This window comes from Virgibacillus sp. GM2-2, assembly GCF_055329585.1.
Genome location: NZ_JBUZWC010000008.1, coordinates 94,167 through 108,200, shown reverse-complemented (window position 1 = coordinate 108,200; position 14,034 = coordinate 94,167). Strand labels below are relative to the sequence as shown.

12 protein-coding genes are annotated in these 14,034 nt (G+C 35.4%); 1 reads left to right on the top strand and 11 read right to left on the bottom strand.

The window, feature by feature from the left end; genetic code table 11:
* Positions 1-123: 123 nt before the first annotated feature.
* The 10 genes from coaE to citZ all read right to left on the bottom strand — a co-directional run bounded on the left by coaE (position 124) and on the right by citZ (position 12,236).
* Entirely contained in the window at positions 124-723 is a 600-nt protein-coding gene (coaE, locus tag ACY9Z2_RS11455) for a dephospho-CoA kinase (RefSeq protein ID WP_463609774.1), read from the bottom strand.
* 12 nt (positions 724-735) lie between these two features.
* Positions 736-1,560 carry a DNA-formamidopyrimidine glycosylase gene (mutM, locus tag ACY9Z2_RS11450; RefSeq protein ID WP_463609773.1) on the bottom strand — a complete coding sequence of 275 codons (825 nt, stop codon included), beginning with the start codon at positions 1,558-1,560 and terminating at the stop codon, positions 736-738.
* Positions 1,561-1,575: 15 nt separating this feature from the next.
* Entirely contained in the window at positions 1,576-4,212 is a 2,637-nt protein-coding gene (gene polA, locus ACY9Z2_RS11445; RefSeq protein WP_463609772.1) for a DNA polymerase I, read from the bottom strand.
* A 131-nt stretch (positions 4,213-4,343) separates the two neighbouring features.
* Positions 4,344-5,711, bottom strand: a complete 1,368-nt coding sequence (gene pnpS, locus ACY9Z2_RS11440) for a two-component system histidine kinase PnpS (protein ID WP_463609771.1) — start codon at positions 5,709-5,711, stop codon at positions 4,344-4,346.
* Entirely contained in the window at positions 5,711-6,403 is a 693-nt protein-coding gene (locus ACY9Z2_RS11435) for a response regulator (protein ID WP_463609770.1), read from the bottom strand. Before ACY9Z2_RS11435 ends, pnpS begins: the two co-directional genes overlap by 1 nt.
* Before the next feature lie 615 nt (positions 6,404-7,018).
* Complete coding sequence (locus ACY9Z2_RS11430; RefSeq protein ID WP_463609769.1) at positions 7,019-7,753, bottom strand: hypothetical protein; 735 nt, start codon at positions 7,751-7,753, stop codon at positions 7,019-7,021.
* A 356-nt stretch (positions 7,754-8,109) separates the two neighbouring features.
* On the bottom strand, positions 8,110-8,586 hold the full coding sequence (locus tag ACY9Z2_RS11425; RefSeq protein ID WP_463609768.1) for a MaoC/PaaZ C-terminal domain-containing protein: 477 nt from the start codon (positions 8,584-8,586) through the stop codon (positions 8,110-8,112).
* A 181-nt stretch (positions 8,587-8,767) separates the two neighbouring features.
* Positions 8,768-9,706 carry a malate dehydrogenase gene (gene mdh / locus ACY9Z2_RS11420; RefSeq protein ID WP_463609767.1) on the bottom strand — a complete coding sequence of 313 codons (939 nt, stop codon included), beginning with the start codon at positions 9,704-9,706 and terminating at the stop codon, positions 8,768-8,770.
* A gap of 21 nt (positions 9,707-9,727) precedes the next feature.
* A complete protein-coding gene (icd, locus tag ACY9Z2_RS11415) occupies positions 9,728-10,999 on the bottom strand; it encodes an NADP-dependent isocitrate dehydrogenase (RefSeq protein ID WP_463609766.1) in 1,272 nt (423 codons plus the stop codon).
* 118 nt (positions 11,000-11,117) lie between these two features.
* On the bottom strand, positions 11,118-12,236 hold the full coding sequence (gene citZ / locus ACY9Z2_RS11410; protein WP_463609765.1) for a citrate synthase: 1,119 nt from the start codon (positions 12,234-12,236) through the stop codon (positions 11,118-11,120).
* A gap of 255 nt (positions 12,237-12,491) precedes the next feature.
* Here citZ and ytvI point away from each other — a divergent pair, with 255 nt between their 5' ends.
* On the top strand, positions 12,492-13,601 hold the full coding sequence (gene ytvI / locus ACY9Z2_RS11405) for a sporulation integral membrane protein YtvI (RefSeq protein WP_463609764.1): 1,110 nt from the start codon (positions 12,492-12,494) through the stop codon (positions 13,599-13,601).
* A gap of 6 nt (positions 13,602-13,607) precedes the next feature.
* Here ytvI and ACY9Z2_RS11400 read toward each other — a convergent pair whose 3' ends face one another.
* A complete protein-coding gene (locus tag ACY9Z2_RS11400; protein ID WP_463609763.1) occupies positions 13,608-13,994 on the bottom strand; it encodes an FxsA family protein in 387 nt (128 codons plus the stop codon).
* Positions 13,995-14,034 lie beyond the last annotated feature (40 nt).

Sequence of the window (14,034 nt, the reverse complement as noted above, 5' to 3'; positions counted from 1 at the left end):
CTACAATAGGTTATACTTTTTAGCTTTATCTAATAAATAGTATAACATATTATAACGGGAATGTGCTTAAATTTTGTTACAAAAATATGGATATAGACGAAACGTCTATATCCGGTCTTGTAGCTATTGAATTTTCCATTCCTTTAATAGTTTGTCCAATTGGTTTTTCGTTTGCTCGATTGAACCGTTATTATCGATAATTGCGTCTGCTAAGTCAGCTTTCTCATCCATGGAGAGTTGCGAGTTGATTCTAGAATTTGCTTCTTCTTTGGTAGAGTTGTCACGATTCATTAACCGTTCAAGTTGGGTATCCTTATTTACATATACAACTAATGTTTTATCTACAAAGTGCGTAAGCTTACTTTCAAATAGCAATGGAATGTCTAATACAACACATTTTGCACCATTATCAACATGTTCATTTCGTTGGTTCAGCATTTTTTCACGTACTGCTGGATGAACGATTGCGTTTAGTTGATCCCGTTTTTCTTTGTTAGGAAAAATAATTGTCCCCAGTTTTTTCCGGTCTATTGATCGATCCTCAAGTAAGATTTCTTCACCGAATGTATCAACAATAAGCGTATATGCTTTCTCTCCTGGTTCGACGACTTCACGAGCTATCTTATCCGCATCTACAACAGGAATTTGGTATTCATCAAACATGGATGAAACGGTACTTTTACCGCTCGCTATACTTCCGGTTAATCCGATTATTAACGCCATCTTGATTACTCCTTATTTTTGACAGTTCATACAGACGTGTGTACCACGTCCGCCAACCTTTAACTTAACTATTGGTTTTCCACAATCTTTACATGGGTTATCTTCTTGACCATACACATACAATGTTTGCTGGAACATACCCATTTCACCTGTGCTGTTCGTGTAAGATCGGATCGTTGTACCACCAAGTTCAATTGCATGCTGTAAGGTCGTTTTTGCTTCTTCCTGTATGCGTTTCACTTCTTTTCTTGTCAGCTTATTTGCCTTTTTTAGCGGGTTTATTTTTGCTTTAAATAATGTTTCATCAACATAAATATTTCCTAATCCGGCAACGATAGATTGATCAAGTAACGCCGCTTTTATAACTCGATCTGTTTTTCGAAGCTTTTTATAAAAGTAATCCAATGTAAAGGTTTTATCAAAAGGGTCTGGGCCGAGCTGATTTAACGGTTTTTGCGAGAATTCTTCACCCTTATTCACCACATGCATCGTACCAAATTTTCGGACATCGTTATAGCGTAATTCTTCTCCATCGGAAAATGTAAAGATAACGTGGGTATGTTTTTTAACTGGATCAGCGACGGGATGCACACTATACTTTCCTTCCATACGTAAGTGCGAAATCAACGTATAATCCGTTAGTTCGAAAAGAATAAACTTACCTTTTCGATGAATATCCACTATTGTTTGACCTTGTAGCATTTCTTTAAATTCCTCAACATCATCTGGTAGCTTAATAATATTGGGCCAAAAGACGTTAACTCGCTCAATTGATTTATTCATTACTAAGCGTTTTAGTGTTTGTTTAACTGTTTCCACTTCTGGTAATTCTGGCATGTCTTTTTCTCCTTATTACTTTGCATCGAACCAACTGTCACCATACTCGTAATCAACTTTTAATGGAACATTTAAAGAAACCGTTTTTTCCATGACTTCCGGAACAATTTCCTTCAGTTTATCCAACTCTTCTTTTGGTGCCTCTAAAATCAGTTCATCATGCACCTGTAAAAGTATACGTGCTTGTAGATTTTCATCCTTTAATTTCTCATATAAGTCAATCATCGCTTTTTTGATGATATCTGCGGCGCTTCCTTGAATAGGTGTATTCATTGCTGTTCGTTCTGCAAAACTTCTTAGATTAAAATTCCTGCTATTAATATCTGGTAAATATCGACGGCGATTCATAATGGTCGAAACGAAACCTTGGTGTTTGGCATCCTGTATACTAGAATCCATATATGCTTGAACACCTGGGTAACTTTCTAAGTAGCGGTCAATAAACTTTTTCGCTTCTTTTCGGGTAATTCCTAGGCTTTGTGATAAACCGTAATCACTTATACCATAAACTATCCCAAAATTAACTGCTTTCGCTTGGCGTCTCATATTTGCGGTTACTTCATCCGCTTCCACATGAAAAACATCCATCGCGGTTTTGGTGTGTATATCCAAATCATTAGTGAATGCTTCCATTAATTTTTCATCTTCAGCAATATGCGCAAGTACGCGAAGTTCAATCTGTGAATAATCAGCTGCAAACATAATCCAGCCTTCCTGTGAAGGAATAAAAGCTTGTCTAATTTTCCGCCCTTCTTCTAATCGGATCGGAATATTTTGTAGGTTAGGGTCAACTGAGCTTAGTCTACCTGTTTGTGCTAACGCTTGATTATACCGCGTATGAATCTTTTTTGTTTTGTTGTCCACTACTTTTAATAAACCTTCCAGATACGTTGACTGTAATTTACCTAATTGACGATATAGTAGTAGCTTTGGAATGATGTCATGTTTATCCTCCAATTGTTCCAAAACATCTGCTGCAGTGGAATAACCTGTTTTCGTTTTTTTAATTACTGGAAGTTCCAGCTTTTCAAATAAAATTGGTCCCAATTGCTTCGGGGAATTTATGTTAAATTTTTCTCCTGCAAGTTCATATATATCTGCTTCAATTTCATCTAAACGTTTCTTTAATTCTTCACGCATTTCCTTTAATCGATCAATATCAACTTGCACCCCAGTGTGCTCTACATCACCCAGGATAAGAGCTAGCGGCATTTCTAGTTCTTTGTACAATTCAAAAAGCTCATTTTCTTCTAATTCATTTTCCATTTCCTGCTTTAAATCAAATAACACTCGTGCTTTTCGAGCGATATGCTCGGATAACTTGTCCAAATTGGGAACAGCCTGTTTCGCACCTTTCCCGTACACTTCTTCATCGAACAAAACCATATTCTTACCGAGTCTGTTACTAATTGCCGGAATGTCATGATGATTTTCTGAAGGATTCAACAAATAGGAAGCAAGTAGCATATCAAATGTGCAACCTTTTAAGTCTACTTCTTGGTTTAAAAAGGCAACTAATGCGGCCTTTGCATCAAACAGATACTTTTCTTGTTTCGGATCTGTTGCCCATTCTTTAAAGGCGTCCGATTTTAGTGCAACATCTGTTGGAATAAAAAATGCTTTTTCTTCATTCGCAATTCCAAATCCTTCTATTTTTGCCTTATGATAGTTATCCTGCAGCATTTCTACTACTAATGATTCGTTTCCAGTAAAGAAATCTTTTGTTACGTTATCCACTATTTCATAATCAATTTCCTTCATGGATTCCTGTTCTTCATTTTCATTTTCCTCACCATCAATCCGATTTAACAAAGATTGAAAGCCAAGGTCCTTAAAAATAGCACTGACTTTATTCGATTGATAACCATTATAGGCAATATCTTTTAATCCAATTTCAATTGGAGAGTTTGTATCGATGGTTACAAGCTCCCGACTCATGAATGCCTCATCTTTATGATTTTCCAATTTTTCTTTTAATTTTTTCCCACTTACATCATCTAAATTGTCATAAACTCCACTCAACGTTTGAAATTGTTTTAAGAGCTTTGTTGCTGTTTTTTGTCCGACACCTGGAACACCTGGAATATTATCCGAGCTATCTCCCATCAATGCTTTCAGTTCGATTACCTGCTCAGGTGTAATTTCCATTTTTTCTTTTAAAAACTTTGGCGTATACGATTCAATATCACTTATCCCTTTTTTTGTCAGGTTGACAGTAACATGATCGGATACGAGCTGAAGTAAGTCCTTATCACCTGAAATGACAGTAACTTCCCACTTTTCGTCTTTACCATTTTTGGAAAGCGTTCCTATGATATCATCTGCCTCATATTGTTCCAATTGGTAATGTGAAATATCAAATGCATCTAGTAATTCCTTAAGAAGTGGAAATTGTTCCGATAGCTCTGGTGGTGTTTTCTGACGTCCACCTTTATATTCCTTATATGTTTCATGTCGGAACGTCGTTTTACCAGCGTCGAACGCAACTAATAGATGTGTTGGTTTTTCCTCTTCTAAAATACGTAAAAGCATGGTTGTAAATCCATAAACAGCGTTAGTATATACACCTTTATCATTATTCAAAAGAGGTAATGCAAAAAATGCACGATAAATAATACTATTCCCATCAATTAATACAAGTTTATTCGACATGTTTACGCCTCCCTTTTTTGGCAATTTCAACTCAATTTATGTATTACTATTAGTATAAAGGAAAAACAGAAAAACTAACAATATAGTGCAAAAAAACTGATCAACACCTATTAAAATGTTGATCAGCTTATTTAGTTTATGTTAGTAGGAATGTAAACATGGAAGGTAGACCCTTCATTAACGGTACTCTCAACGGTTACCTTTCCTTTATGTGCTTCAACGATATGTTTGACAATCGCGAGCCCTAATCCTGTACCACCAGTATTCCTACTTCTTGCTTTATCTACACGGTAAAATCGTTCAAATAAACGCGGAATAGCCTCTTTATTGATACCGATTCCGGTATCTTTTACAGAAATATGCACGTAATCTTCTTCCTTTTCAACGTTAAGAAAAATTTCACCGTTCTCTGGTGTATAACTAATAGCATTTGCAAGTAGATTTAATAAAACTTGCTTCACCTGGTCACGATCAGCTCTGAGCTCGAGTCCGTCTTCAATGTTAACCGTAATCTGGAGTTTTTTCTTTTCTAATTGTAAACCAATAACTGCTAATATTTCATCTACAAGCCTTTCCATATTAACGTTGGTTAACTTTACTATAAAATCCTCTTTTTCAATTTTAGAAAGTGTTAACAAATCTTTGATCAATGTTTGTAAGCGATCACTCTCATCATAAATAATTTGGTGAAAGCGTTCAATTACCTCTGGATTGGTTTCTTTATTTTCTAGCAGCGTTTCAGCAAATCCTTTAATGGAAGTTATTGGAGTCTTCAGTTCATGCGAAACGTTTGCTACAAAGTCTTTTCGCATTAATTCTAGCTTTTTTAATTCAGTAATATCGTAAAAAACTAAAACAGCACCTTTTAAAATATTTTTCTCATTAAATATTGGAGCGCCAATTATCTGAATGTACTTTTTGTCAAAATCAATGATTTGTGTAAATGATTCCTTTACGTTTTCTTCGTAAAGAAAGGTTTGTTGTACCAATTGATGAATATTCTCATTTTCTAATACTTCATAGTAAAGATATCCTTTATAATCCTTATCCCCAAATAATGTTATAAATTTACGATTGACTAAATGAATATATCCTTTTTCATCGATTAACACGAGTCCGCTTTCTGTATTGTCAATAACCGTTCTGAGCTGCTTCTCATGCATATCTTCTTGAATAGTCAACTCACTCAAATTTCTAGCTAGAATATTTATCTTATTGCTTAACTCACCAACCATCCCACTCGAACTGTGGTGTAATCGGGCGCGATAGTTTCCTTTCACTAACTCATTTACTGTTTTTGTAGCTTTTCGAATTGGCTTCATATACTTATCAAAAATATGAAGTAACATAAGTAATAACACAATAAATTCAACAATTAAAACCGAAAATAAAATGATATAATCCGAGGTGATTTGACTAATCGTAACCCCTGTTAGTATGACAATTAATAAGATACCAATTACATAAGAACTTAGAGGTTTCTTAAAAATGTAGCGCATTATATCGGCTCCTCCATCTTATATCCAAGTCCACGAACAGTCTTAATGTAAGTAGGTTTTTTTGAATCCGGCTCAACTTTTTCTCGTAAGTGACTAACATGGACATCAACAATTCGTGTATCACCTGCAAAATCGTAATTCCAAACTGCACTCAACAATTGATCACGAGATAGCACATTTCCAACATGTTCTGCAAGATAATGTAACAACTCAAATTCTTTACGTGTAAATGTAATCGTTTCACCGAACATTTCAGCTTCATAACGCTCAGGATAAATGATTAAATCTCCAATTTTCATGGAGGAGTTTGAGGTTTTACGTGTTTTTCCGGAACGTCTCATGATTGCCTTCGTTCTCGCGATCACTTCTTTTGGACTAAAAGGTTTCGTTAAATAATCGTCGGCACCTAGCTCTAGCCCTAGAATTTTATCAACCTCGTCATCCTTAGCAGTTAACATTAAAATTGGCGTATCGATTTTATTCTCTCGAAGATATTTACATACCTCCATCCCATCCATCTCAGGTAGCATTAAGTCGAGTATTATTAAATCAAAATGAGACTTTCTTACTTTTTTAATTGCTTCCAGTCCATCGTATGCGTAATCTGTTTCAAAGCCTGACTGTTCCATATTATACGTAAGTAATGTCACAATCGATACTTCATCATCTACAATAAGAATTTTTTCTCCCATTAACAATTCCCTCATTTCCTAACTGTACTCTACTACCTACTATAGTACATGGAACAACGAAAGAAGGGAACATGGAGGATTGTAAAATAAAATTTACAATCCTAGTTGGAACAGAAATCTTTTTACTTTTTCTATAAATACTGCCTACTTAATTAAACAGAATTCTTCCTACTGATAAGCATATTACTATAATTGCCGTTATTATAATTATTTCAATAAATTTAAATGGAACAAAAACCTTTTTGTTTTTTTATCTAAGTTTCTTAGTAAAATGAACCCAACCACAACAAAGAAAATATTAATAATTTCCTTTAGATTTACCATGGCGACCCCAGTATTTATGAAGTAAAGAAGACTGACTAATGAGCTAGACTAGTTGAACAAAACTCTTGTTACTGTTATACATAGTACTATCACTAATGTAGCTAAAAGAATTTCGATTAGATTATGTAGAACAAATAGCTTTTTGTTTTCAAAGGAGCTTCTTATTATGACGAATACTACTAAAACAAAAAAGATATTAATAATTTCCTTTAGATCCACCATGGCGACCTCCGTATACTTCTATAGTAGAAGGGGACTAAAATATTTTATACTTAGCCCCCTACAACCAAGTTAATTTACATACCAAGTTGAATAAGAAACTGATTTGTCCGGTTTAATAACAAAACGCGCTCGATTATGCCACGAATAATCTGCTCCAGTCCTGCTTATATACACTATTACCTCTTTCGTACCAGTACTAGGAACAGGTGCCGATGCAATCTTCCCCCATACTGGAGCATTATGTTGTATCATGGTACTAGAGGCTAATTTTAAGGACTCATAACTATAAATTGTCTTTCCACTAGATGTATTAAAAATTTTAGATACATATGGAATTTTGTTAATACCCCTATAAAGAAGAAATGTACCTAAACCATTATATACAGTTTTTGCATAGGTACCAGTCGCAGCGTTAAACCAACTTTGCGTAGCATTTTGTGTGTAGTAATGGTACCCGCTTTTCTTAAAGATTGTGAAATTACCACGAATTATTGCATATTCCAAAGGTATGCCCTTTACATCAATAACATTAGTAGGAACCTTTACTGGATTAGAATAAGAACCTCCATAACAACCACATGCATTTGCATAGTCTGGTGAATCTGTTTCTTTGCTTACAAAGGACGAATCCGTATACGTTTCTACTTCTAGATTTTCTGGATCTGCTTTAAAATTAGGTATAAAGTTATCTGATTCAGTTACTGCTGGATCTTGTATGTCAATTGAAGAATTATCAATCTGTTCAAATTGTGGACTAGTTTCTTCTGCAGAAACATTTATTCCTAAAACAATCATTACTGCCAACGAAACTGAGTCATCTCAACTTATACTCCCTTCCTTAAATCGTTCTCCTTCCTTGGCAGAATTCATCCGTATCAATCATTTTTAAAGAGTCAATAATGTATGTTATAATTATTAAGCAATCTCTCTAAAGATTGTGGATTATACCAAAGCCGTACCAAACGAGACTTGTCAGGTTAGATTTGGCAACGGCTTTTTATTAAAGTAATTATAATCTGTCTTCAAATAAAAAAACTCATACTTTGTACCTATTTAATTTAAACTTTCACACAAATCGTTCGACATAATACGACATATCCAGCAAAAAATACATATTTATTCTAATTAAAAAACTACCCGCAATGGGGTAGTTCTCTAATTTAAAAGAAATTCTCTAATGAACTTGCTGTGATCGAGTTTGGTTTGTATGCCGGACAAACTTTAAGTATCCCCGTAATAACTGAACCCCCATCGGTATTGTAACCTTCTACTGAAAGTACAATAAAATGCTCTTCGTTGTTAATTTCGGTTATTTCAATAGTAAATGTTACCTCCGAACTATGAAATGCCGGTTTTGGATACGTTATTTCCTGAGAAATAATATGGCTACCAGGACCAGGCAAGTGCATCGATACAATAGATGAAATCATTCCAAATAACATAACCGATGGGACAATTGGTTGTTTGTAAGGTGTTTGTGATGCATAATCATGTTGAATGTATAGTGGATTTGCATCATTCGTCAATCCTAGATATAATAATAAATCTTTATCCTCAATACTATGAACAGAAGTATAGGTATCCCCAACTTGTAATTCATTAATCTTTTGACCCAGTTTTCTCTTTTTCCCGAGCATTATTGCCACCTCCAAATATGTAAGCGTTTACTATTATATCAAATCATAGGTCATTTTTCTATCCACAACTAAATTAAGCTAGTAGAACGGTCGATAAATCGAAAGGTAATTGAAAGATTTTTTACCTCTCAATTTAAAAACTCCTCCCGACCGCATGGAAAGGAGGAGTTTTTACATTAATTTATTGTAAGACGTCTAAAACGTTCTTAACAGAATCTGCTGATTTATCCAAAGCAGCTTTTTCTTCATCGGTTAGATCTAGTTCGATGATTTCTTCAATTCCGTTTCCACCCAGTATAGTTGGTACACCTAAGTAGATATCGGAATATCCATATTCTCCATCAAGATATGCGATTGCTGGAATCACACGTCGTTGATCCTTAAGGATAGCTTCAGCCATTACAGTCAAAGAAGCAGCTGGTGCGTAATATGCACTACCATTTCCTAGTAGACCAACAATTTCACCGCCACCTTTACGTGTACGTTCAACAATTGCATCTAGACGATCTTTTGAAATTAGTTTTTCTAATGGGATTCCACCAGCGTAAGAGTAACGGATTAGTGGAACCATATCATCGCCGTGTCCACCTAGAACGAAACCTGTAATATCTTTTACAGAAAGATTTAATTCCTGTGCAATAAAAGTACGGAATCGTCCAGTGTCAAGTACACCAGATTGACCGATAACACGTTCTTTCGGAAATCCAGATTCTTTAAAAGCGGTGTAGGTCATTGCATCTACTGGGTTTGACAATACGACAATAATAGAGTCTGGGGCATATTTCGCAATTTCTCCTGCAACAGATTTCATGATTTTAGCATTTGTGTTCACTAAGTCATCACGACTCATGCCCGGTTTACGCGCAATTCCTGCTGTAATAATTACTAAATCAGAATCTTTTGTTTCCTCATAGTTTGCAGTTCCAGTAATTTTCGCATCAAATCCTTGGATAGGACCAGCTTCTAACATATCAAGAGCTTTTCCTTTTGTAGGGTCTTCCATATTTGGAATATCAACTAACACTACATCTCCAAGTTCTTTTTGTGCAACCATTAATGCTGTTGTAGCTCCGGTAAAACCAGAACCAATTACGGAAATCTTTTTGCGCTTAATACCCATAAAAATCCCCTTTCTTACTAATTAGTCCATATTTTTAATTAGTTCTTGACCAAACTCAGAACATTTCACTTCTGTTGCACCATCCATTAGACGTGCAAAGTCGTATGTTACAACTTTAGAAGCGATTGTCTTATCCATTGCTTTTGCAATTAAATCTGCAGCTTCTCTCCATTCTAAATGCTCAAGCATAAGAACAGCAGAAAGGATAACGGATGATGGGTTAACTTTGTCAAGCCCTGCATATTTAGGTGCAGTACCGTGTGTAGCTTCAAAGATCGCATGACCAGTTTCAAAATTAATATTAGCTCCTGGAGCGATTCCAATTCCACCAACTTGTGCAGCTAACGCATCAGAAACATAATCACCGTTTAAGTTCATTGTTGCAACAACATCAAACTCATCTGGACGAGTTAGGATTTGTTGTAAGAAAATATCAGCGATAGAGTCTTTTACTAGAATTTTACCAGCACTAATTGCTTCGTCCTGCGCTTTATTCGCTGCATCTTTTCCTTCTTTTTCTACAATGCGGTCGTATTCTGCCCAAGTGAATACCTTGTCACCGAACTCCTCTTCAGCAACTTCATATCCCCAAGCTTTGAATGCACCCTCTGTAAATTTCATGATATTACCTTTATGCACTAATGTAACACTTTTACGACCTTCGTTAATTGCATATTCAATGCTTGAGCGTACAAGACGCTTTGTTCCCTCTTCAGATACTGGTTTAATTCCAATACCAGATGTTTCAGGGAAACGAATATTATGTACACCCATTTCATTTTGTAAAAATTCGATTACTTTCTTAACTTCCGCAGATCCTTTTTGCCACTCGATACCAGCATAAATGTCCTCAGTGTTTTCACGGAAGATTACCATATCTACATCTTCAGGACGTTTAACTGGTGAAGGTACACCATTGAAATAACGTACTGGGCGTAGGCAAGTGAATAAATCTAATTCTTGACGAAGTGCCACATTTAACGAACGAATACCGCCACCGATTGGTGTAGTAAGTGGTCCTTTAATTGCAATTTTGTAGTCACGGATAACATCAAGCGTTTCTGATGGTAGCCATTCACCTGTCTGATCAAAAGCCTTTTGTCCAGCTAATACTTCTTTCCACTCAATAGCTTTTTCACCATTGTATGCTTTCTCAACTGCCGCTTCGATTACTTTACTAGCTGCAGCCCAAATATCAGGACCAATTCCGTCCCCTTCGATGAATGGGATAATTGGACGTGCTGGAACATTCATTTGTCCATTTTCTACTGTAATTTTTTCTCCTTGTGCCATATAAAAAATACCTCCTAGTCATGATCATACTTATTTATTTTATCATATTTTGACGAACGTAGTAATAGCCGGCTATTAACCGGCTACTGTATATTTAGCACCAATTTCACGTTTCGTATTATCCGCGGTTTTCAATCGCAACATACTCTTGCGTTTTTGGTCCAACATATTCAGCACGTGGACGGATAAGACGATTGTTCGAATATTGTTCAAGAATGTGCGCTAACCAGCCAGACACACGACTCACTGCAAATAGAGGTGTGAAAAGATCGTGGTCAATTCCTAAGCTATGATATACAGAAGCTGAATAGAAATCAACATTCGCTGGCAATCCTTTTTCTTCTTTAATAAAATCTTCAATTTTAACGGACATATTATACCATTTAGATTGTCCAGTAATCTTTGTTAACTCTTTCGACATATGTTTTAAGTGTTTTGCACGTGGATCTCCGTTTTGATAAACACGATGTCCCATACCCATGATTTTTTCTTTGTTAGCGATTTTTTCTTTAATGTAAGGAATTGCGTTATCTTCTTCTCCAATTTCGCTAAGCATTTTCATTACTCGTTCATTAGCTCCACCGTGTAATGGACCTTTTAATGCTCCAATTGCTGCTGTAACACCAGAATAAATGTCAGACAATGTAGCTACACAAACACGTGCAGTAAATGTAGAAGCGTTTAATTCGTGATCAGCATGAAGTACAAGTGCTTTATTTACTGCTTCTACTTCTGTGTCTTTTCCTTCTTCTCCATTTAACATATATAGGAAGTTAGCAGCGAAGCCAAGTTCTTTCTTTGGCTTAACTGGATCTTTGCCGTTACGGATACGTGCGAATGAAGTTACAACTGTTGCAATTTTAGCTTGTAAACGAAGTGCTTTTCGTTTATTTGCTTCTTCTTCCATAACATCCGCTTCTTCATCATATAGTCCAAGTAATGAAATAGCAGTACGTAATGCAGCCATTGGATGAACCGTTGATAAGTCATATGAACGTAAATGTTCGATTACCGCATCTGGAAGTGCCATGTTGGAAGCTAGCTCTTCTTTAAATGATTTCAATTCAGATGTTGTTGGTAGTTTAAGATTCCATAGTAAATAAACTACTTCTTCAAAACTCGAATTCTCGGCTAAATCATCAATCTTATAACCAACATACGTTAGCTGATCATCTATAATCGAACTAATTGACGATTGAGTTGCTACAACCCCTTCGAGACCTTTAGTTGTTGTCATAACATCCCTCTCCTTTTTCTATAGTTTTACACATTTAATTAGGATACATTAATGAATTAATGACTATGTTTGACAATATTCGTACAAATACATTGTCATCCCCATGGACAATTATAAAGTATAATCCAACCAATGTGAATTGAAAGCGATTATTTTCACCAATATTTTTTAGAAATATAAGTCTAAACAGTTATTTTGGAACATATGTAAGATAAGACAAGCTATTATTGAATGGAATCTGATGGGGTGACACGTGTGTATATACATTATATTGATCGCATACTTCGATTCTTATTTGTATTAACAATCATAATAACAGGGTATTTTATTACAAAATATAGTTTCATTTATCTCTACCCTTTTATTATTGCAATTCTATGTGCATTTATTCTTAATCCACCTGTGAATATATTAGAGACAAAATTGAAGTTCCCAAGATCCCTAGCAACCTTAATTGTACTTTCTACTTTTTTATTTGTATGTGGACTTGGGATAGCAGTAGTAGTCAATGAATTAATTCAGGGAACAACGTTTTTAGCCAATCGGTTACCCGCACATTTTCAAGACTTTGTTAAACTATGTGAAGAATTTTTTCACACAAAAATACTGCCATTGTACGATAAACTAGCAGCATTATTTCATTCATTAGACGCATCACAGCAGCAAGCCATAAACCAAAACTTGGAAAAAATAACAGATCAAGTTACATCTACGGGAACAGCGATTATAAAGGGCGTTTTATTGAAAGTCCCAGAAACACTTTCCATCTTACCGAGCTCGTTAACTATTTTTACCGTTACACTATTTGCTACTTTTCTAGTTACAAAAGATTGGATGCAGCTTCAACGAGTTATGGGGTCAGTGGTTCCATTTATTAATAAGCCAATCGTAAAAAACGTAAGTAAACATGTTAAAAACTCCATACTAGGTTTCTTTAAAGCACAAGTAGTACTTATTTTTATTACAGCAATTTCTATTTACGTTGGCTTAACCATTCTAGACGTGAAATATGCTTTGACAATCGCAATTCTCGCAGCATTACTAGATTTACTTCCTTATATCGGAACAGGTGTGATCTTTATTCCATGGATTTGCTATCTATTTATTACTGGTAATTATTCCATGACGATTCAGCTAGCTATTTTATATGCTGTGATTATTGTGACAAGGCAAATCATTGAACCTAAGCTGCTATCGGCCAGTATTGGTATAAGCCCTCTAGCAACGTTGCTTACCATGTTTGTTGGATTAAATATATGGGGAGTGTTAGGATTATTCATCAGCCCATTTATACTAATTATTTGGAATGCTTTCTATCAAACAGGCGTATTTAAACAAATCTTTCTTTTTATAAAAGGATCTTAATACAACTTATTTGCGGTATATTATTGTAGCGTTGTTCATTCTGTTTTTAATGAACTCACGCACAAGATTCTTAAACGGTATGCGAGTAACAGGCAGTACAAGTAAAAAACCTACCGTATCCGTTACAAATCCTGGAGTGAATAAAAATACTGCACCAACAAAAATGCAAATACCATCAATAATTTCTTCTGCCGGAAGTTGGCCATGGTTCATCGATTGTCTAGCGCGGCTCCAAGTGTCAGCACCTTGTTTTTTAGCAATCATAACCCCAACTATTCCAGTCAGCATGATTAAAAAGACAACCCACCAGGGTCCAATAATGCCACCTGCCCATATAAAAATACCTATTTCCATTGCAGGAACGATCAATAGAGCAAGAATTAACCAACGCATTCCAGATCCATCCTTTCGTTAGCTGTATACACAAATAATG